At 42.8% G+C, this 20,595-nt stretch carries 19 protein-coding genes and 3 pseudogenes; 14 read left to right on the top strand and 8 right to left on the bottom strand.

Annotated features, from left to right (window positions below; genetic code table 11):
- The first annotated feature begins 66 nt into the window (after window positions 1-66).
- From N4T56_RS01900 to lipA, 13 genes and pseudogenes are all read left to right on the top strand, one after another.
- Window positions 67-561: an LPS-assembly lipoprotein LptE gene (locus N4T56_RS01900; protein WP_261732041.1), complete on the top strand. Its 495-nt coding sequence runs from the start codon at window positions 67-69 to the stop codon at window positions 559-561.
- Window positions 561-1,596, top strand: a pseudogene (holA, locus tag N4T56_RS01895) (DNA polymerase III subunit delta). The gene N4T56_RS01900 and the pseudogene holA overlap by 1 nt, the downstream one beginning before the upstream one ends.
- A 16-nt stretch (window positions 1,597-1,612) precedes the next feature.
- Window positions 1,613-2,248, top strand: coding sequence for a nicotinate-nucleotide adenylyltransferase (nadD, locus tag N4T56_RS01890; protein ID WP_261732040.1), 636 nt, complete (start codon window positions 1,613-1,615; stop codon window positions 2,246-2,248).
- An 88-nt stretch (window positions 2,249-2,336) separates the two neighbouring features.
- The gene (rsfS, locus tag N4T56_RS01885) at window positions 2,337-2,666 is read left to right on the top strand and encodes a ribosome silencing factor (RefSeq protein WP_261732039.1); all 330 of its coding nucleotides are present in this window, start codon (window positions 2,337-2,339) and stop codon (window positions 2,664-2,666) included.
- Window positions 2,666-3,137: pseudogene (rlmH, locus tag N4T56_RS01880) on the top strand (23S rRNA (pseudouridine(1915)-N(3))-methyltransferase RlmH). Before rsfS ends, rlmH begins: the two are co-directional and overlap by 1 nt.
- A gap of 127 nt (window positions 3,138-3,264) precedes the next feature.
- Window positions 3,265-5,121: a penicillin-binding protein 2 gene (gene mrdA, locus N4T56_RS01875; protein ID WP_261732038.1), complete on the top strand. Its 1,857-nt coding sequence runs from the start codon at window positions 3,265-3,267 to the stop codon at window positions 5,119-5,121.
- Window positions 5,103-6,224 (top strand): rod shape-determining protein RodA, encoded by a 1,122-nt coding sequence (gene rodA, locus N4T56_RS01870; protein ID WP_390903992.1) that lies wholly within the window; start codon window positions 5,103-5,105, stop codon window positions 6,222-6,224. The genes mrdA and rodA overlap by 19 nt, the downstream gene beginning before the upstream one ends.
- Window positions 6,225-6,238: 14 nt before the next feature.
- Window positions 6,239-7,230, top strand: a pseudogene (mltB, locus tag N4T56_RS01865) (lytic murein transglycosylase B).
- Between the two features lie 16 nt (window positions 7,231-7,246).
- Window positions 7,247-8,059 (top strand): septal ring lytic transglycosylase RlpA family protein, encoded by an 813-nt coding sequence (locus tag N4T56_RS01860; RefSeq protein WP_390904102.1) that lies wholly within the window; start codon window positions 7,247-7,249, stop codon window positions 8,057-8,059.
- Between the two features lie 131 nt (window positions 8,060-8,190).
- Window positions 8,191-9,396 carry a serine hydrolase gene (locus N4T56_RS01855; RefSeq protein WP_390904101.1) on the top strand — a complete coding sequence of 402 codons (1,206 nt, stop codon included), beginning with the start codon at window positions 8,191-8,193 and terminating at the stop codon, window positions 9,394-9,396.
- A 136-nt stretch (window positions 9,397-9,532) separates the two neighbouring features.
- Window positions 9,533-9,799: a DUF493 family protein YbeD gene (gene ybeD, locus N4T56_RS01850; RefSeq protein ID WP_238107243.1), complete on the top strand. Its 267-nt coding sequence runs from the start codon at window positions 9,533-9,535 to the stop codon at window positions 9,797-9,799.
- 83 nt (window positions 9,800-9,882) lie between these two features.
- On the top strand, window positions 9,883-10,533 hold the full coding sequence (gene lipB, locus N4T56_RS01845; RefSeq protein WP_261732035.1) for a lipoyl(octanoyl) transferase LipB: 651 nt from the start codon (window positions 9,883-9,885) through the stop codon (window positions 10,531-10,533).
- Entirely contained in the window at window positions 10,533-11,498 is a 966-nt protein-coding gene (gene lipA, locus N4T56_RS01840) for a lipoyl synthase (RefSeq protein ID WP_261732034.1), read from the top strand. The genes lipB and lipA overlap by 1 nt, the downstream gene beginning before the upstream one ends.
- Window positions 11,499-11,604: 106 nt before the next feature.
- Here the strand turns inward: lipA and rimI are convergent, their stop codons facing one another.
- From rimI to arrA, 6 genes are all read right to left on the bottom strand, one after another.
- Window positions 11,605-11,994: a ribosomal protein S18-alanine N-acetyltransferase gene (gene rimI, locus N4T56_RS01835; RefSeq protein WP_261732033.1), complete on the bottom strand. Its 390-nt coding sequence runs from the start codon at window positions 11,992-11,994 to the stop codon at window positions 11,605-11,607.
- Between the two features lie 53 nt (window positions 11,995-12,047).
- Window positions 12,048-12,419 carry a hypothetical protein gene (locus N4T56_RS01830; protein WP_261732032.1) on the bottom strand — a complete coding sequence of 124 codons (372 nt, stop codon included), beginning with the start codon at window positions 12,417-12,419 and terminating at the stop codon, window positions 12,048-12,050.
- Between the two features lie 106 nt (window positions 12,420-12,525).
- Window positions 12,526-13,524, bottom strand: a complete 999-nt coding sequence (locus N4T56_RS01825; protein ID WP_261732031.1) for a permease — start codon at window positions 13,522-13,524, stop codon at window positions 12,526-12,528.
- Between the two features lie 123 nt (window positions 13,525-13,647).
- Window positions 13,648-13,995: a metalloregulator ArsR/SmtB family transcription factor gene (locus tag N4T56_RS01820; protein ID WP_261732030.1), complete on the bottom strand. Its 348-nt coding sequence runs from the start codon at window positions 13,993-13,995 to the stop codon at window positions 13,648-13,650.
- Between the two features lie 301 nt (window positions 13,996-14,296).
- On the bottom strand, window positions 14,297-15,004 hold the full coding sequence (locus tag N4T56_RS01815) for a 4Fe-4S dicluster domain-containing protein (protein WP_261732029.1): 708 nt from the start codon (window positions 15,002-15,004) through the stop codon (window positions 14,297-14,299).
- A gap of 11 nt (window positions 15,005-15,015) precedes the next feature.
- Window positions 15,016-17,580, bottom strand: a complete 2,565-nt coding sequence (gene arrA / locus N4T56_RS01810) for an arsenate respiratory reductase molybdopterin-containing subunit ArrA (RefSeq protein WP_261732028.1) — start codon at window positions 17,578-17,580, stop codon at window positions 15,016-15,018.
- 450 nt (window positions 17,581-18,030) lie between these two features.
- On the opposite strand from arrA, the gene N4T56_RS01805 reads away from it, so the two are divergent.
- A complete protein-coding gene (locus tag N4T56_RS01805) occupies window positions 18,031-19,314 on the top strand; it encodes an arsenic transporter (protein ID WP_261732027.1) in 1,284 nt (427 codons plus the stop codon).
- 110 nt (window positions 19,315-19,424) lie between these two features.
- Here N4T56_RS01805 and N4T56_RS01800 read toward each other — a convergent pair whose 3' ends face one another.
- Both N4T56_RS01800 and N4T56_RS01795 read right to left on the bottom strand, forming a co-directional pair.
- Window positions 19,425-20,126, bottom strand: a complete 702-nt coding sequence (locus N4T56_RS01800) for an aromatic aminobenezylarsenical efflux permease ArsG family transporter (RefSeq protein WP_261732026.1) — start codon at window positions 20,124-20,126, stop codon at window positions 19,425-19,427.
- Entirely contained in the window at window positions 20,119-20,595 is a 477-nt protein-coding gene (locus N4T56_RS01795) for a nitrophenyl compound nitroreductase subunit ArsF family protein (RefSeq protein WP_261732025.1), read from the bottom strand. The genes N4T56_RS01800 and N4T56_RS01795 overlap by 8 nt, the downstream gene beginning before the upstream one ends.

The following is a 20,595-nucleotide window of genomic DNA, read 5'->3' as shown; positions in this document are numbered from 1 at the left end:
CCCTAGTAAAACATCAGTAAGTTATTTATGTTAACCATGCAATATACAAGGATGCCTCCCCTCACTATGCTAGCCAAAAAAATCTGTTTAGCCATAATGACCCTGGTACTACTGACCACTGCCGGTTGCGGTTTTAAACTGCAGCGCAGTTACTCAATTCCTGCTGAGTTAGCCGAACTGCACTTAAGCAGTAGCGACGAATACAGTGAATTAACCCGCCTTGTACGCGACCGTTTACGCATTAACCGAATTACCCTTGTTAATGCCGCGGAAAAAACACCGACATTGCGCTTAATTAACGACACTTTAGAACGTGCCACCTTGTCACTATACCCAACCGGTAACGTTGCAGAATACGAACTCATTTATGTGAGTCACTACTCGGTCACGCTTCCGGGAGAAGAGTCACAAGAGTTTGACACCGAAATTCGCCGTGATTATCAAGACGATCCACGTACCGCATTAGCAAAAAGTCGTGAAATGGAGTTATTGCTAAAAGAAATGCGAGTACAAGCAGCCGACTACATTATTCAAACCCTGGCATCGATTGGAGCAGAATAATGCGGGTCTACCCCGATCAGTTAAAACAATACCTTAAAAACTTGCCTGATTGTTTTTTATTATTTGGTGATGACCCTTGGCTGATCGAAAACAGCAAACAACACATTCTTGCTGCGGCTAAAAAGCAAGGATTTGAAGAGCGGGTGCAACTCAGCCAAGAAACAGGCTTCAACTGGAACGAGTTAATTCAAGAATGGCAAGCCATGAGCTTATTTGCCAGTAGACGGATTGTGGAATTAACTTTACCCCAAGGTAAGCCCGGTACTGAGGGGGCTGCCGCATTTAAAACCTTGCTACAACACCCAAACCCCGACATGCTATTAATTGTTCAAGGTCACTAAGGCCGGTGCAGAACAAACCAACAGCAAATGGTTTAAGTCGCTCGACGCCAAAGGCATCTACCTGCCTTGCACTACCCCCGAAGGCAAACAATTTGAACGCTGGCTCGACGGCCGCATCGCTCATTACAGCCTCACGGTACATCACGATGCGAAAGCCATGTTATTTACCTTATTTGAAGGCAATTTATTAGCCGCAGAACAAGCAATGCAAATGCTGCAACTACTCAGCCCTAAGCAAAATATTACCCCTGAACAACTTAACCAATACTTTGAAGACCAATCGCGCTTTAGTGTATTTCAGCTGTGTGATGCCATATTGACTAATCACCAAAATCAGGCGCAACACATGTTGGCGCAACTACAAGCTGAAGGCACTGCAATGCCGATTTTAATGTGGGCATTATTTAAAGAAATTAACTTGTTACTCACGTTAAAGCTTGCCCAACACAATGGCGAACAACTCAATCAGTTATGGGGAAAACACCGAATTTGGGACAAGCGTAAACCGTTATTTCAAGCGGCACTGACACGTTTAAATCTCGACCACATCGAACACATGCTCGCCTTTGCCTCTAAGCTTGAACTCAATCTTAAGCAAAAAGGCATTGAAGACTGGGTCGGCATTAGTCATCTTTGCATTTTATTCGACCCGCGGGCACACAACCGTCTGGCGCATATCGAACTCACGGATTAACAATAAAGGACAACACATGCGAATTGGTATATTGGGCGGTACATTTGACCCCATTCACCTTGGCCATATCAATCCAGCATTAGACGTCAAACAGCAGCTTAATTTAGACCAGGTGTGGTTAATGCCAAACCACATTCCACCGCATAAAAATAGCACCATGGTCAGCAGCTATCATCGTTTAGAAATGGTCAAATTAGTCTGTCAGCAATACCCTCAGTTTGAATTGTGCGACATCGAAATTAATCGTGATACACCATCATACAGTGTTACCACTCTGACCTTACTCACACAACAATACCCTGAACATGAGTTCTTTTTTATCATGGGCATGGACTCATTTATTCAAATACCATTGTGGCATCGATGGCAATCATTGTTTTCTCTGTGTCATATCGCCCTATGTCAACGCCCCGGATGGACAATGGATGCCCAAAGTGAAATGGCCAAACAATTGCTATTTCGCCATGCACAGGTCAGCGAACTGACGTTAAAAAATCACGCGACTCATGGAAAGATATTCAGCGTTAACAGTCAGCTCGTCAATATTTCATCCACCGAAATACGTCAGCAATTGGCGCAAAATGCTGATACCAGTAAAGTATTATTATCCTCAACACGCCAATACATCGACCAACATCAACTGTATCGATAACGCCAACCGGATTAAATAAGCTTAATTGCGCATTCACAGCGAATTTGAGTATAATACTCCGTTAATTTTTACTAATGAGGTACTTCGAGTGCAAGGCACCGAACTAAAAGATTTCGTTATCGATAAAATCGATGATTTAAAAGCTAAAAACATTACTGTTTTAGACGTGTCTAAACAGTCAACCATCACAGACACCATGATCATCTGTACTGGTACATCAAAAACTCACGTTCGTTCAATCGGCGAACACGTCATTGTGTCGGCTAAAGATGCTGGCGTGCAACCTCTAGGGGTTGAAGGTCGTGACAGCAGCGAATGGGTACTGGTCGACTTAGGCTCTGTTATTTTGCATGTTATGCAAGAACAAACTCGTGATTACTACGAGCTTGAAAAATTATGGTCTGAACACAGCGCATAATGAAGTTACAGCTTATTGCCGTTGGCACAAAAATGCCTGACTGGGTTACCCGAGGTTTCGAAGAGTATCAACGCCGTTTCCCAAGAGACATGGCTTTGGAACTTATCGAAATTCCTGCGGGAAAACGCGGAAAAAATGCAGATATAGCCCGAATTCTTCACAAAGAAGGCGAGCTCATGTTAGCGGCGGTAGCCAAAGGTAACCATATTGTCAGCTTAGATTTACCCGGCAAAAACTGGACAACGCCAGACCTTGCCGAGCAAATGACAAAATGGCAGCTCGACGGCAGAGATGTCAGCTTGCTTATTGGTGGCTCCAGAAGGACTCTCACCTGCTTGTAAAGAGGCGGCCAACCAAAGCTGGTGCTTATCTGCACTCACCTTACCCCATCCTTTGGTGCGGGTTATTGTGGCAGAAAGCCTCTACCGTGCATGGAGCATTAACAACAACCATCCTTATCACCGAGAATAAGCGTTGAGCATAGATAATTAGGCCAATCGATAATGATTATCATGCAACTCTTTTTTTCATATTCATCAGCTGATACAGTGATCTTTTTTAGTCAACCTTCCACTTTATAACGACGGGGATAGCATAAGTGCCGCCAAAAAAGCGCATTACCATGCATGATCACGCCGCAGAAGCAGCGTTGTTTAAACGTCGTGCTTTATTTACCTTTTTCTGCGTTTTTGCACTCCTTAGCGTGTTGTTTTATAACCTCTACACTTTACAAGTCGTATTATATAAAGACTACGAAACACGCTCTAACGACAACCGTATTCGTGTGGTACCAACTGCCCCAAGCCGTGGGCTTATATACGACCGCCACGGTGTATTACTGGCCGAAAATCAACCCTATTATTCGCTTGAGCTCATCCCTGAAAAAGTCTCAGACATTAACGCGACATTAGATGAACTTAACAAGCTCATTGAATTAACCCCTGATGAACGCGAAAACATCACCGAAACCCTTAAGTATCATCGCCGCTTTAAGCCACTGACCATTAAAAATAAACTAACCGAAGACCAGGTGGCAACGTTCAGTGTTAACCAATATAAGTTCCCTGGTCTTTATGTTGAAGCGGGCTTGAAACGCCATTACCCCTTCAATGGACTGATGACACATGTTCTGGGTTATGTGGGTAAAATTAACACCCGCGATAAAGCACAACTTGAAAAAAGCCAGCAATGGAAAAACTACGCGGCCACTAAAGATATTGGTAAACAAGGCATCGAAAAATACTACGAAGGCCTACTGCATGGCATTCCTGGCCACCTTGAAGAAGAGGTTAATAACCGCGGCCGAGTCATTCGAACCCTCAAAGTTACACCACCGTTACCAGGGCAAGATATATACCTCACCCTAGATTTAAAGCTACAACAAAAGGCCATGGAATTATTAGCCGGACGCCGTGGTTCTGTTGTTGCACTTGATCCTAGAGACGGAGGTGTACTGGCAATGGTATCTAGCCCAACATACGACCCAAATCCATTTGTACATGGTATTAGTGGTAAAGCCTATGCTGACTTATTAAATGACAAGTCTCGTCCGTTAATAAACCGCTCTACCCAAGGCCAGTATTCACCCGCATCAACCATTAAGCCACACGTTGCTTTACTCGGGTTAGAAGAGAAAATTATTAATGAACATACTCGAGTATGGGATCCTGGATACTGGCAAATGCCTGGAGTTGAGCGTAAATGGCGCGACTGGAAAAAATGGAGCCATGGTTGGGTAGATGTTTATCACGCCATTGTCGACTCATGCGACATCTACTTTTACGATTTAGTCTATAAAGTTGGCATCGATAAAATGGCTACGTTTATGGAACCGTTTGGTTTTGGTAAAAGCACTGGCATCGATATTTTTGAAGAATCAGATGGCGTGATGCCATCACGAGACTGGAAACGCATGCGTTACAATCAGCCTTGGTACAATGGCGACACGATTTCAGTTGGAATTGGCCAAGGTTACTGGATCACCACACCACTGCAACTTGCTAATGCAGCAGCCATTATGGCCAACAAAGGCAAACGCTTTACCCCGCATTTATTAAAATCATTTAAAAATAATACGGTAAAAATCGACACGCCAATTGATGAGCTGCCACCAATAGAGCTTAAAAACTCACGCAATTGGGACATCATCAATGAAGCAATGCGCCAAACCGCAGACAAATCACGCTTTACCGATGCTACTTATACCGCAGCCATGAAAACCGGTACAGCACAGGTATTTAGTGTCGCCAAAGACCAAAAATACAATGCCGATACTATCGCAGAGCACTTACGCGATAACGCATTAATTATTGCTTACGCACCTTATGAAAACCCACGCATTGTATTAGCCGTAGTATTAGAAAATGCCGGTTGGGGTGGTGCAAACGCAGAGCCATTGGCAAGAGCATTACTCGACGAGTATATTTTACGTGACGAATGGGCGGTAAAACCGTGAATAATCATCCACACCAACAGTCATTTTGGCAAAAGATACACATAGATACCCCGTTATTAAGTGGTATTTTGATATTGATGTTATTTGGCCTTTTTGTAATTTACTCTGCCAGTGGTGAAGACCCAGCCATGATGGAGCGCCAATTAGTGCGCATGTCATTGTCGCTTGGGGTGATGGTTTGTTTTGCGCAAATTAACCCAGAAATACTCCGCCGTTGGGCGTTACCGATTTATTTAGCCGGTATCGCATTACTCATTGGTGTTGAGTTATTTGGCACTATCAATAAAGGTGCTCAGCGCTGGTTAAATTTAGGCTTTATGGAGTTTCAGCCCTCAGAGCTCATCAAGCTTGCTTTCCCGATCACCATGGCATGGTATATCAGTAAATTTCCGTTACCGCCTAAAAAACGCCACCTTGCTGGCGGGGTAGTGATTCTACTAATCCCAACACTACTGATTGCTAAGCAGCCTGACTTAGGTACCTCTATTTTAGTGGCTGCTTCGGGGGTCTTTGTGTTGTTTCTATCGGGAATGAGTTGGTTAATTGTCGGCGGCGCCGTTGCTGCTGTACTGATGTTTTTACCGGTTTTGTGGTTTTTCTTAATGCACGACTACCAACGCACTCGGGTATTAACCTTATTTAATCCTGAGCAAGACCCACTTGGCGCAGGCTATCATATCATTCAATCTAAAATCGGTATTGGCTCTGGAGGGATGTGGGGTAAAGGCTGGCTCAATGGCACTCAATCGCAATTAGAGTTCTTGCCAGAACGTCACACCGACTTTATCTTTGCAGTAATAGGTGAAGAGTTTGGCTTAATCGGGAGTTTATTGCTGCTGGCGATGTATTTATTTGTCATCGGCCGAGGCCTCATTATTGCTTCACAAGCACAAACCAGCTTTGCAAGATTGTTAGCAGGCAGCATCACTCTGACATTCTTTGTATACGTTTTCGTTAATATTGGTATGGTATCAGGGATATTACCGGTAGTAGGCGTACCACTTCCGCTCATTAGTTATGGAGGTACATCCATGCTAACCCTAATGACAGGATTTGGTATTTTAATGAGCATTCAAACACATAGACGATTTGTCGATAGATAGGGATACGGTTAATCATGGCAAAAACAACATTACAAATCGCCAGCCTGACATTGCTTTGCAGCCTCTTTTTAAATGCACAAGCTGCTGACGATGATCCACAAGCATTACAAAGTGCCTTTATAACAGAACAAGTGAACAAAGGAGCCAACCAAGCCGAAGTTGAAGACTTTTTAGCGAATTCAACCTTTGAACAAAGCATTATCGACGCCATCACTAAACCGTGGGAAGCCAAGCCTTGGCATCAGTATTACCCCATTTTTCTCACCGACAAACGCTTAGAAAAAGGCTTAGCCTTCTGGAAAGAAAACCAGGCGATCATCAGCAAAGCAGCCGACAAGTTTAATGTCGACCCGCAAATTATTGTGGCTATTATCGGAATTGAAACCTTTTATGGCGGCTACATGGGCAACCACCGTGTACAAGATGCACTATACACCTTAGGCTTTTACTATCCACCACGCGCGACCTTCTTTCGTAGCGAGTACGCCAACCTAATGGCACTGATAAAAGAAGAAAAACTCGATAACAGCACCCTAAAAGGTTCATATGCTGGTGCGATGGGATATGGTCAATTTATTCCTTCAAGCTACCGCCACTATGCTGTGGATTTTGATGGCGACGGCAGAAGAGACTTGTTAACCAGCAAAGCAGATGCCATTGGCAGTGTTGCAAATTACTTTCATCAACATGGTTGGCAAAAAGGTCAACCGGTGGCGTTATTGCTTAACCACACGTCAAATCAAGCCCCTAAAGCAAAAGTCTGGACCAAAAAAAGCTCCACTACAAAGTGTCTGACATTCTTAGCCCAAGCCTTAGCCTAGCCAAAAACCAAGACATCGACGCGTCGCAAAAAGCCCTGTTAGTCAAATTAGACCAACCAGACACTACTGAGTATTGGTTAGGCTTGAAAAACTTTTATGTCATTACCCGATATAACAGAAGTCCACTTTACGCCATGGCCGTTTACCAATTTAGTGAGCAGCTTAATGCTCATTATCAGCGCTAGGTAATCCAGTATGCCAATGTCTATTCGTGCCCTTCTGCTCACCCTGCTATGTAGCATGTTGATGATTAGCTGCTCATCCAATGAAGGTAGTAAAGCAGGTAAAAACTCTGCAAGCAAAAGCCGTTATCAAATGGACAAGGATCGTTACCCTGATGACGCGCCTGATGTAAGCTTAGTTAAAAGTGCTCAGCCCAAATATGAACCCTACAGTCGTCAAGGTAATCGCGACTATACGGTGTTAGGCAAAAACTATAAAGTACTCGACACAGGTAAAGGCTTTAAAGAACAAGGTAACGCCTCTTGGTATGGCTCAAAGTTTCATGGCCATTTAACCTCAAATGGTGAAACCTATGACATGTATGCCATGTCAGCAGCACATAAAAACTTACCCTTACCGAGTTATGTGAAAGTCACTAACCTGGACAATAACAAACAAATTATTGTTCGCGTTAACGACAGAGGACCGTTTCATCATGGCCGCGTTATCGACTTGTCTTACGCAGGCGCTTACCACCTTGGCATGCTGGCTAAGGGCACAGCAAGAGTTCAACTTGAAACCATTTATGTGCCATCAGCAGAGCAAAGAGTGATTAGCGATTTAAAAGACAACGACAATCATTATATTCAGGTTGTCGCGTCCAAAGATAAATTGCGGGTCAACATGCTGGCAAGACAGCTTGAAAATAAATATTCAGTATCTTCAAGGGTGAGTTCCTCTAATGAGATCCACAGGTTACAACTTGGTCCGGTTAAGCAAATACACTTAACCAATAAACTCTTAGATAGATTAAAGGCAGAAGGCTACCCACAAAGCTTTATCGTGCCTTAAGCAAAGTACATTTACGCTCAATGAAAGAACCTTAATGCGAAATGATTGTCTACTCATGTATAATCATTAACAATTATTAAATTACATTTTTTGTCTTTTCTTCGACTAACTAGAGACGTGCCTAATTCATGATGACTTCTAAGACCGCTCAACTCACTTCAATGCTTTTTGCATCGGTAGTGTCATTCTCTTCACTTGCAGCCACACCGCAGCCCGATCGCCCAACTCCTAGCCGTGCCCCTATGGTTACCCCTGATGCACCCAGTGTTGCCGCCAAAGCTTATGTGCTAATGGACTACAACTCAGGTCGAGTTATCGCAGAAGAAAATGCTTACGAAAGCTTAAACCCTGCCAGTTTAACCAAAATGATGACCAGCTATGTGATTGGTTATGAAGTCCGTGAAGGTAATATTTCACTCGATGATGATGTCACCATCACCAAAAATGCCTGGTCAAAAAACTTCCCTGACTCATCTAAAATGTTTATTGAAGTAGGTAAAACGGTCAAGGTTCATGAACTAAATCGCGGAATTATTATTCAATCAGGTAACGATGCCTGTGTGGCCATGGCAGAACACATTGCCGGTACTGAGGGCGCCTTTGTTGACCTAATGAACTCATGGGCCAAACAATTGGGTATGCAAGACAGCTACTTTGAAAACTCGCACGGTCTTGATTCAGAAAACCATAAAACCACCGCTTATGACATGGCAATATTAGGTGCAGCGCTTATTCGCGATGTACCAGAAGAATACCGTGTATATTCAGAAAAATCTTTTACTTACAATGGTATCAAGCAATATAACCGTAACGGTCTGTTATGGGACAAAAGCTTAAATGTTGACGGCATTAAAACCGGCCATACCTCTGGCGCTGGCTACAACCTCGTGTCATCTGCAACCAGTGAAGGTATGCGTTTAATCACAGTTGTGATGGGCACAGCTAGCGAGTCAGCCCGTAAAGCAGAAAGTAAAAAGCTACTTAACTACGGTTTCCGCTTTTTTGAAACCATTACCCCATACAAAGCAGGTGATACTTTTGTCACGCAAAACATTTGGTATGGCGACAGAGCAACCGTTGATTTAGGCGTAATGACAGACACGCCGATTACTATCAACCGTGGTAAAGCAAAAGATTTACAAGCTAACTTCGAATTAACCAAAGAGCTGACAGCACCATTGGCTAAAGGCGAAGTGGTTGGCCGTGTGTATTTTCAACTTGATGGCAAAGACATTGCCCAATTTCCACTCGTCACTTTGAACGAAGTTGAAGAAGGCAGCTGGTTTAGCAAACTCATGGATTACTTTAAGCAAATGTTTGCTAGCTGGTTCGAATAAACTGATTTGTAAAATACCGTCGAATCAATCAATTAAAGCCGCATTTGTGCGGCTTTAATTTTTTCAGCCCTATCAGGCTTGAATCGGGTATAATCGCCACCATATTTAAGTCATAGCCAACCCAATTGAGTAGCCAATGTTAGATACAACTTTTGACCAAGTAATGGAATTTCCAAATTCATGCCCATTCAAAGTGATTGGTGATGCCGATGACACGCTTGCTGATCGCGTTGTAGCAGTAGCACAACAACTTGCCCCTGGTGATTATGCGCCAACGGTAAAAGCATCAAGCAAAGGCAGTTACTATTCGGTGACCATACGTATTACGGTGACCAGCAAAGAACACATTGAAAAAGCGTATACCGATCTTGCCGCCATTGACGGTGTTAAACGCGTTCTGTAACTCAAAAGAGTCAGCATTCGCGTAAAACTTGAGTATAATACTCAAGAATAAATCACACCATTTACCTAGGGGAGACGTTGCCCTTGCAAACTAATACACTGCACATTCGCCACCTAGGCATGCAAGACTATGAGTCTATTTGGCATGCCATGCAGGACTATACTGACACCCGTGACAGCAACAGCCAAGATGAGTTGTGGATAGTTGAGCACTCGCCAGTATTTACCCAAGGCCAAGCAGGTAAAAGTGAGCATGTATTAAACCCTGGCGACATCCCCGTTATTCAGGTAGATCGTGGCGGCCAAGTCACCTATCACGGCTCAGGCCAATTAGTGGTATATCCACTTATCGATATAAAACGTAATAAAATCGGCGTACGTCAATTGGTCAACCACATTGAGCAATGTATTGTCGATATGCTGGCTCAATACGATATCGAGGCTTATGCCAAAGCCGATGCACCTGGCGTGTATGTAAACGAAAGAAAAGTCGCTTCTTTAGGGCTACGTATTCGTAAAGGTTGTTCATTCCATGGTTTAGCACTGAACGTCGACATGGATTTAGCCCCATTTCAACGCATTAACCCGTGTGGTTATGCTGGTTTAGAAATGGTGCAATGTAAAGCCTTAGGTGAACCGCAAACCGTGCTAGAAGCCGGTGATAAATTAATCCAAACCTTTAGCCAAATTATGGGCTATCAACAACTTGTACATCATCAAGGATTAGCAGAATAATGAATAGGCCTGAAAGATTACAACCAGGTGTTAAATTGCGTGATGCTGAAAAAGTCGCACGAATTCCTGTCAAAGTGGTGCCATCTGAGCGCGAAACCATGTTACGTAAACCAGATTGGCTACGCGTAAAATTACCTGCATCAAATCAGCGTATTCTGGATATTAAATCAGCCTTGCGCAAAAACGGCTTACACTCTGTATGTGAAGAGGCATCATGCCCTAACCTTGCAGAATGTTTTAACCACGGCACGGCAACCTTTATGATTTTAGGTGCAATTTGTACTCGTCGTTGCCCGTTTTGCGACGTTGCCCACGGCCGTCCATTAAAGCCTGATGCACAAGAACCCGTAAAATTAGCTGAAACCATTAGAGATATGAAGCTTAAATACGTGGTTATCACCTCAGTAGACCGTGATGATTTGCGAGATGGTGGTGCACAACATTTTGCTGATTGTATTCGCGAAATCCGCTTACTGAATCCAGAAATCAAAATCGAAATTCTGGTTCCTGATTTCCGTGGTCGTATTGATGCCGCACTCGATATTTTAGCGACTGAGCCACCAGATGTATTTAACCACAACCTAGAGACAGCGCCTGCGCATTACCGCAAAGCCCGTCCAGGTGCTAACTATCAGTGGTCGTTAGACTTACTTAAACGCTTTAAAGAGCGTCACCCAAATGTACCAACTAAGTCGGGCTTAATGATGGGGCTAGGCGAAACCAACGAAGAGATTGCTCAAGTATTACGTGACTTACGTGCTCATAACGTAGAAATGCTCACGCTAGGCCAATACTTACAGCCTTCTAAATTCCACTTGCCAGTTGAACGCTACGTGCCACCAGCTGAGTTTGATGAATTAAAAGCCCTAGCGGATGAAATAGGCTTTACTCATGCAGCCTGTGCACCGTTGGTTCGTTCAAGCTACCATGCAGACTTGCAAGCTCAAGGTAAAGAAGTTAAATAACCTGAGCTCTGGTCAAATAACCTTTTCCGTAATTGACCAATAAAAAACAGCGCTCAAGCGCTGTTTTTTTTATGTCTGCAATATCGAAGTAAGGGGCCTATAAAGTTTATAAGGGTTTATCCATTAAAATAGCATCTTCATTGCCATTGTTAGTTTGATAATAATTTTTGCGTCTACCTGACTCACTAAAACCCACTTTCTCGTACAACCCTTTGGCAGAGGTATTTGACTCACGCACCTCTAGCATCATCACAACGGCCTGGGCTTGTTTTGCTTCGCTCAAGAGGTGTCGAATAAGTAATAACCCAAATCCCAGGCCTTGATAGGCAGGCGCCACACAAATATCAAGCAAAGTCGCTTCATCAATAATTTGCTGCACAATCGCAAAGCCTAATAACTGTACTCTGCTGCTTAATGCCGATAGTACGATATAAAGACCAAAACAATCTGCGATAACGGCTTCTGGTCCAGGGATGGGTGTGTGCTTGGTTTTCAATAGTGGTCATCGCAGCCACATCATCAATACTCAGATGAATCACACCATAGGCTTCAGTGTTGTGCATTATAACCACCATCAGTAGTGTGTTTTTTATCAAGATGCTGGCTAATTTGTTGCCAAAGTTGACGTTTCTCTTGCGGGTTTACAGGTAAGTCGCTTAACGGCGCACTGACTATCCAGGCCACTCTCGGCCTGACTTTAACTTTACGCATATCCCAAACAACTTGAGTGCCTTTCACCATTTCGCAATCAAATTCACAATCTTCTATTTTCACACTTAATAACCGCAACACATCAGCAATTAATGTCTCATCAGAGAGATCGGCGTCAAGATCGTGCAACACAAGGTAGGGTTTTATCGGCTTATCAGCACTGCGCCAACGAGTAATATTCATTGCATCTAAAAAAGCAGATTGATCCATTAGGCTCTCATTGCTAACAATTAATTCACTCCTAAGCATAACAGCTAAGCGCTAAGGTAAAAAGAGAGCTATCACACGCTATTACCCTGCGCTACATTATTAGCCGTTATAACATTGGGCTAATGATATTAAATATCCACCCAATAAAGGTAAATGAAATCAGCAAAATACTAAATACAATCATCAGCAAGCGCCATTGCATTACTTGTTTCAGTAAAATGAATTCAGGGAAACTTGCAGCAACCGTGGCCATACAAAATGCCAATGTGGTACCAATGGGCAAGCCATTGATGATAAGGCTTTCCATGATAGGGATAACCCCTGTTGCATTTGAATACAACGGAATACCCACCAAAACAGCAACGGGCACAGACCACCATTGGCCATTGCCTAAGTGAGCTTCAATCCAGCCGTCGGGAACAAAACCATGTAATGCCGCGCCTAACCCAACCCCAATAATGACCCACTTCCATACTCTACCGAATATTTCTAGCATCTCATCTTTAGCAAATTGATGTCGCTCAGCTAATGTCAGCGAGGTAGATGGGGTTTGGTTAGGCTGATTATCATTCGTTTTTGCTTGTACCCTCTCTAACGCTTTAGCCGCGAAAGATTGCAGCCAACGTTCTGCGTGAATGACATCTAAAAATGCCCCAGCCAAGATGCCAACTGACATACCAACAGCGACATAAATAACAGTAAACTTCCATCCCAACAGGCTAATTAGCAACAAAATAGCCACTTCGTTGATCAGCGGTGAGGTGATCAAAAAAGCCATAGTGATCCCAACAGGGATCCCGGCGGAGGTAAAGCCTAAAAAGACAGGGATACTCGAACAAGAACAGAAAGGAGTGACAGAACCAAAAACCGATCCCATAAAATAACCGACAAAGCGATTTTTACCGGCTAAATAATCTCTCACTCTTTCAACATTCAGCGAGGCTCTAATCAGTGCGATGACGTAAATCATCAATATCAGTAACGCAAAAATCTTAGTGGTATCTTCAATAAAGAAATGCACCGCATCTGCAAGCTTGGTACTTGGGTCTAAATTAAAGACTGTAAACGTTAACCACGTTGCCAAATCAGAAAAAATTTGCAACATAATGAAACCGCCTTAAAGCATACTGTTATCACAACACTTATGCATTGAAGTTACTAGGTAGAAGTATTATTACCTATATATATGGAATTTCATATGTTCTAGATCAAATTTTATAAAATTTGTCTAACAACAGTTTTTTACTCGCTCAGGGCGGCCACCCATTTGGCGTAACTTAACGGTATTCTGGTCTAAAAACTCACTATTCTGGCTTGTTACTTCGTTAAAAATAACTTTAGCCCATTGTGGTAAATCAGCATTAATACGATAAAAAATCCATTGTCCCTGACGGCGATCGACCAATATGCCACATTTGCGTAACTGAGCTAAATGGCGCGATATTTTAGGTTGAATCTCTTGTAAGGCTTCTGTCAATTCACACACACATAGCTCACCTTCTTGTTGGATCAACATTAAGCAGCGCAAGCGAGTTTCATCAGCTAAACATTTAAAAAATTGAATTGGAGTAATCATTAAGCACCTTAAACCGAATGAATGAAACGTGTGATCTTATCGTACCTGACTTAATTTACTGCTCAGATTGCGAATCACAGACAATAATGTTATCAGGAAGCTTAAACCGACGACACCATTACATTAACGTTTAACGGCAAGGGATCACAAAATTAACACTTGAGTATCACCATTTACCGCTACCTGCGCTAGAGGGCAGTGTATCAAGAATCAGTTTGGCCATAACAATGTTCAATATTGTTGTTCAGTAACGCAAAAAGCCACAGAGAGTATCTGTGGCTTTGTTTCAACTTCACGAATATCAATTAATAGGCTGTTTTAACCCCAAAACTACGAATATAAAATACCCGAGGCCAGTGCCAGCTTCTGGCTTTAATTGCATCGGTTTATGCAACTTAATTAACTGCGACACCTTACTTTGTGGATCGTCCAAATCGCCAATCACTCGAGCCTCAGACGGGCAAGCATCGACGCAAGCAGGGTTCAAACCTTGGTCAAGGCGATGATCACAGAAGGTACATTTTTCTGTGATCCGCTTTGGTCTGGTTACAGGGTAAGTATCTCCTCGTTCAGGATTTTCATTAGGCGATGCATTGGCGCCGCTGCGTTTTAACAATAATCGTGGTGAAGCTGTACCATGCGCTACCACCTCAGAATCATCTTGCCAGCGACGATGAGGGGTGCTTGAGTTAAAGCTAATCACACCATATGGACATGCACGCATACATTTTTTACAGCCAATGCATTCATCATTATTTTGCAGGGTTAAACCACGTTCATCTTTATACATTGCGCCAGTTGGACAAACGTTAACACAAGCGGCATCATCGCAATGATTACACAATGTTGGTATATAGGTATATTTTACGTCAGGAAAAATCCCTTCAGTCGTCGCAATATGATGCGACCAATGAATACCATCACTCGTGTTGTTTTCTGATTTACAGGCTAAACTGCAGCCACCGCATCCTACACATTTTTGTAAGTCAACTACCATTCCTAATCTCATAATGGATTACCTCATACTTTCTCAACACGAACACGGATATGACCATAAAATGCCGACGCACCACTTAACCGGTCGTATTTATCAGCAATAAGATCATTATTTGAACCACCTCTCGCGGTGACACCAAACTCAGTACTGGCATAACGACCGTAAGCCCAATGGCCTTGTCCAAAGCATTTTGCAATCGTACCAGGACGCACTCCTTCCCATAACTTGGCTTTACACGTTAACGAACCAACTGGGCTTGAGATCCGAATATCATCACCGTCTTTGAGCCCCAATGCTTTACCGTCAATAGGATTAAATTTAGCAACATCTTGATTAGCTACATCACCAGGATCGACATCTTTAAACTCGTAAACCCATGGACTATTTGCTGAACGGCCTTCTTTATTAAGACGAGATTTTTGATCCACTAATAACAATGGGAATTGCGCTTCATCACCAAAACGATAAGGTTGCTCATAATGGGGGACAAAGGCTAGCTGACCACGAGCCTGGTAATCACAGGCTTGCATGACATCATCAATACTGACTTTGTGTTTGTCGGCATGACCTTGTAAGGCTTTTTCTAATGTTTTACTGAAAAACTCAAACTTGTGGGTTGCTGTTTTAAATTTGCTCCAACGGGATTCAAGTTTGTAAGGACTACTATTCCATACTCCCTTTTGAACGAACTCATCCCAAGAGTTTAGTTTTTCACCGTATTTAGATGCATCTCCTTGCCATAGTGGTGCGGTAACAAATTTAACCATCACTTTGGCAAAGTCCGCTTCGTTTTCAGCCGGCTTACCAGTTTCAGGATCAAGAATTTGTTCGTTAATATAACGCCATGGTGCATCAAAACCTTTATCAGCAAGCTTTTTGGCAAGCATATAAGGAATTTCAGACTCATCAATTCGTGTATCCCACAAACGTTTTATTGACGGTTGTTGTATGGATACTTGATGTACCCCATTACCAATAGAATCTAACACGCCCCACTTTTCAAACATGTGGTGACTCGATGGTAATAGTACGTCAGCAAACCAACTAAACTCAGAAACGTTAGTAGTAACGTGCGCCATAAAGTCCACCTTGGTTAAGGCTTCATCCCAACGCTGTCCTTCTGGATTAGAGAAATTAAAGTTATTGAAATAAGCCAGCATCACCTTAATGTTGTATGGATCTTGATTACGAATACCGTTAGCGGCATTGGCGGTGATCACCCCACCCCCCGATTTACCTTTCTTTAATGCTGGGAATTCAAGACGACCACGTTGATCAATTTTTTCTTTCTTGGTGCCTGCTTTAGCAATGCTATCTAAATAAGCACCGTCATCTGGATATTCTTTTAACAAAGGTATTTTGTTGCCCGGAAATAACCCACCTTTACTATCAATTGCACCAAATACGCCATTTAAGGCATGACAGGCGATTGAAGTGTAGGTTCCTCGCACTTGCATCACCGCGCCGCGAGATGTCCAGACTTGCACAGCGGGAGCCGCCGCCCCCATGTCCTTGGCTATAGCAATAATGGTTTTAGGATCGATACCCGTTATTTTATTTGCCCATTCAGGCGTGTAATCTTTGAGTGCTTCATTCCACCAAGCAACTAAACCGTAAGTATGGTTTTCTTTAAAGCTTTCGCTAGCAACACTTTCTCCAGCCTTAAATAGGTTTTTACCCGCAATAAAATCGCCAACAAAAGGCTTGTGCCATAAACCTTCAACTAAAGCTACATGGGCAATGGCGAGTGCCAAAACACTGTCTTGGCCAGGCTCAATAGGCACCCATTTATGCGCTTTCGCCGCAGAAGCTGAAAATCTTGGATCAACGACAACGACTTTTGTATGCTCTAGGGCATCTCCCCAAGACTTAGAGTAAAACGATACTTGACGGTTACTGGCGATAGGATCGGCACCAAAAGACAAAATAAATTTAGCATTGTTAATATCGTATTGGTTGTAACCCCAGTTACCGTCTAAATAATATGGTCCCATTTTATGGGCTTCTGCACATACTGAACTGTGGGATATATTGTTTGGAGATCCAATAAGATGAGTCATTTTTTTATAAAGTAAATCATTAATATGGGAGTATCGCCCTCGTAGCAGTGCGTACTTGTGAGTTTCGTTGTTTGCACGTAACTCAATGATTTTTTCTGCTAGCATGTCGAGTGCTCTGTCCCACGAGATCGGTACAAATTTAGGATCTTGATCTCGACCCTTTTTAGGATTGGTTCGCATCATTGGCGTACGCAATCTATCTGGGTCATAAACCTGCTGTAGACTCAAGTGTTGTCGAGGACAACTCGACATACCATGTACACCAGAGCTAGGGTTACCACGAACCTTTACCGCTCGACCATCCATGACATAGATTTGTTTTGCACACCAAGAAGTACAACCTTGGCAGGTAGTGGCTACCCACTCTCCGGTACCTGTTCGTAGCAAAGGTGCTGGTAATTCTGCAGCAATACTCTCGACAATGGGTGTAAACGATAACGTCCCACCCAGACCGGTTAATGCCGTCGTTGCCGCGGTTGATTTGAGCAGCTGACGCCGACCAATGCTGACTTGATTTTTTTGACTCATTATCCACACTCCTTATAAGGGTATGGGAAATAATATATACACATTACGTTATATATCTGCGATTAAGATCAATAAACCGCTTTTATTGTAGCCTTGTTGTAATATATTTGTGAACGATGGCGATGATTAGTACCAAAATGTGATGGCAAACAACAAATTGTTATTTAAGCATTTTCTAATTTTTATAATCACTCTATTAATACTCAAGATGATTGACTCTGTTAATATCAAGTGTATAGTACATACGGATTTTCATATATGTTATATTCAACTGAGATTTTGAAAATATGAGACTGTCAAATCAAAGTCGTGATTTGATGACTTCGCTAAACGCTGCGAGTAAAAGTACACAGCAACATGCGCATTGGTGCACCAAGTTTAAACCAATGATTAAAATAGCGAGATTTTTATGATTTACGGTAGGTAATAACTATCATTTTAGGAGGTTATATGTGGTTGGCCGGAGCAATTTTTGTTCTTACCATAGTGTTAGTAATTTGGCAGCCTAAGGGTTTAGGCATTGGCTGGAGTGCCTCTTTAGGGGCAATACTCGCCTTGATGTTAGGTGTAGTGCATTTAGGCGATATCCCCGTTGTATGGGATATTGTTTGGAATGCAACAGCCACATTTATTGCAGTTATTATTATCAGTTTATTATTAGATGAGTCAGGTTTTTTCGAATGGGCAGCGCTTCATGTTGCACGTTGGGGCAACGGCCGTGGACGGTTATTATTTAGTTATATTGTGTTATTAGGTGCCAGTGTCGCTGCATTGTTTGCCAATGATGGTGCCGCGCTCATATTAACCCCTATCGTCATCGCAATGTTATTAGCATTAGGCTTTAGCAAAGGGGCAACGTTAGCCTTTGTCATGGCAGCTGGCTTTATTGCAGACACCGCAAGTCTGCCTTTAATTGTCTCTAATCTGGTTAATATCGTGTCAGCTGACTTTTTTGATATTGGGTTTAATCAGTATGCCGCGGTTATGGTTCCTGTTGATATAGCAGCCATTATTGCCACCTTAATCATGTTGCATTGGTTTTTCCGTAAAGATATTCCTGCCACTTATGACGTACAAAAGCTGCGCCAACCCAAAGAGGCGATTAAAGATTTACACACCTTTAAAACCGGTTGGGGCGTATTAGCGCTGCTGTTAGTTGGATTTTTTGGCCTAGAACCACTTGGCGTGCCTGTCAGTTTAGTGGCTGCGGTAGGCGCATTTGTTTTATTTGTCGTGGCTAAAATGGGACACATCATCGACACCAGTAAAGTAATTCGTGGTGCCCCATGGCAAATTGTGGTGTTTTCGCTTGGTATGTATTTAGTGGTTTATGGTCTGCGTAATGCAGGGTTAACCGACTACTTATCTAGCATATTAAATAGTTTTGCTCAGCAAGGGCTTTGGGTTGCGACCATGGGTACAGGCTTTTTAGTCGCGTTTTTATCATCCATCATGAATAACATGCCAACTGTTCTGGTTGGCGCCTTGTCTATTGATGGTAGTGATGCCACTGGCGTGATTAAAGAAGCAATGATTTACGCCAATATCATCGGCAGTGATTTAGGTCCTAAAATCACCCCAATCGGTAGCTTAGCTACCTTGTTGTGGCTCCATGTTTTGGCTCAAAAAGACATTAAAATTAGTTGGGGATACTATTTCAAAGTCGGAATAGTAATGACCTTACCCGTGTTATTTGTCACGCTCGCGGCACTTGCACTGCGGTTATCAATCTAACGGTTACAGAAAGCACTAAAACTCGCTTTTAGTGCTTTCTGACTCACTCGTGATAAACAAATCAACGTTATATCCATCGGCAATACAGTAAATAGCGTGTTATTGCCATATTACATCATCAAAATGGGGGCAAATATATTACTCCAAACGTAGTAAACACCAATCGCAATAAATACCCCACCGGTGATCTTTCTAGCCCAATGTTCAAATGTCATCAAATGGTTATAGGCACTCGCCACTTTATTTGCGCTAATCCCTAACAGGATCGCAAATAACAACACGGGTAAACCGGTAGCAATGCCATAAATAGCCGGAAGCGCAATACTCGACTGAGACTCCAATGCCAGAGGCAATAGTGAACCAAAAAATAATGCCGCTGATGTAGGGCAAAAAGACAAGGCAAACAATACCCCAAGTAATAACGCCCCAACGTAACCTTGTGGGTTAATTTTGGCTTTTAGGGTTTCGATTAAATCTCCCTTGCCCGGTAAGCGTAAGGTCAGTAACTCCAGCAAAAACATCCCCACTAGAATTAAAATAGGTCCCAGTAACAGGTTCATGTATTTTTGCAATACTACCGACAATGACACCGCCGACAGTAAACTGCCAACCAATATTACACCTAAGGCCAAGTAACTAAGCATGCGTCCTAAAGTATAAGCCAGCCCAGTAAAAATCACTTTAGGCGGCGATTGAACACCTTTACTGATATACGAAATCGCCGCGACATTTGTCGCTAATGGGCACGGACTAATAGATGTTAAGATGCCGAACCAAAATGCCGACACCAACATAATTGACCATTCATCCATGAGAATGCTGTATCATTGAGTCAATCTCTTCCGCTAAATAACCTTGATAGGCTGCTTCATCATTAGCAAGTTCCCATATCCTATCTAAACGGCGCCAATCTGTTTCAACACCATTTTTAGCGTTGGCAATCACAACCGTTCTAAAGATTAATTGGTAGTCATCAATGAAGTGCTGGTTTTCATTTAAGTCTACGTTGACGATATTTAATTGAACTTGGCCATCGTTGACTTGTTGCGAAAAATATTGGTTCAAGGTGTCTTTAGTGAACCCCTCCATCCTAACGCATGTGGTGCATCGCTGATTACCATGAAAGTAATAAACATTAATGCCATCTTTGAGTTGTTGCTTCACACTGACGGAGTCATTACCGTTATCCGCTGATGCAGTAAATTGCTGGTAGCCAACTAAAGCAACGCCTAGACAAACAACGCTCAATAACAAAAACCTAACGATGGTTTTAGCATTCAT

The organism is Shewanella phaeophyticola (genome assembly GCF_025398315.1).
Taxonomy (GTDB): domain Bacteria; phylum Pseudomonadota; class Gammaproteobacteria; order Enterobacterales; family Shewanellaceae; genus Shewanella; species Shewanella phaeophyticola.
Note: the sequence above shows the minus strand (reverse complement) of the source record. Positions and strands in the feature narration are given on the sequence as shown.

Bases quoted from the DNA above. Each gene is read 5' to 3' on its own strand.
- N4T56_RS01830 (WP_261732032.1), bottom strand. From the start codon at position 12,419: ATGGATCAATCTGCTTTTTTAGATGCAATGAATATTACTCGTTGGCGC.
- N4T56_RS01900 (WP_261732041.1), top strand. From the start codon at position 67: ATGCTAGCCAAAAAAATCTGTTTAGCCATAATGACCCTGGTACTACTG.
- rodA (WP_390903992.1), top strand. From the start codon at position 5,103: ATGGGCGGTAAAACCGTGAATAATCATCCACACCAACAGTCATTTTGG.
- ybeD (WP_238107243.1), top strand. From the start codon at position 9,533: ATGTTAGATACAACTTTTGACCAAGTAATGGAATTTCCAAATTCATGC.
- N4T56_RS01860 (WP_390904102.1), top strand. From the start codon at position 7,247: ATGTCTATTCGTGCCCTTCTGCTCACCCTGCTATGTAGCATGTTGATG.
- N4T56_RS01855 (WP_390904101.1), top strand. From the start codon at position 8,191: ATGACTTCTAAGACCGCTCAACTCACTTCAATGCTTTTTGCATCGGTA.
- nadD (WP_261732040.1), top strand. From the start codon at position 1,613: ATGCGAATTGGTATATTGGGCGGTACATTTGACCCCATTCACCTTGGC.
- N4T56_RS01825 (WP_261732031.1), bottom strand. From the start codon at position 13,524: ATGTTGCAAATTTTTTCTGATTTGGCAACGTGGTTAACGTTTACAGTC.
- N4T56_RS01805 (WP_261732027.1), top strand. From the start codon at position 18,031: ATGTGGTTGGCCGGAGCAATTTTTGTTCTTACCATAGTGTTAGTAATT.
- arrA (WP_261732028.1), bottom strand. From the start codon at position 17,580: ATGAGTCAAAAAAATCAAGTCAGCATTGGTCGGCGTCAGCTGCTCAAA.
- lipA (WP_261732034.1), top strand. From the start codon at position 10,533: ATGAATAGGCCTGAAAGATTACAACCAGGTGTTAAATTGCGTGATGCT.
- N4T56_RS01815 (WP_261732029.1), bottom strand. From the start codon at position 15,004: ATGAGATTAGGAATGGTAGTTGACTTACAAAAATGTGTAGGATGCGGT.
- N4T56_RS01800 (WP_261732026.1), bottom strand. From the start codon at position 20,126: ATGGATGAATGGTCAATTATGTTGGTGTCGGCATTTTGGTTCGGCATC.
- N4T56_RS01820 (WP_261732030.1), bottom strand. From the start codon at position 13,995: ATGATTACTCCAATTCAATTTTTTAAATGTTTAGCTGATGAAACTCGC.
- N4T56_RS01795 (WP_261732025.1), bottom strand. From the start codon at position 20,595: ATGAATGCTAAAACCATCGTTAGGTTTTTGTTATTGAGCGTTGTTTGT.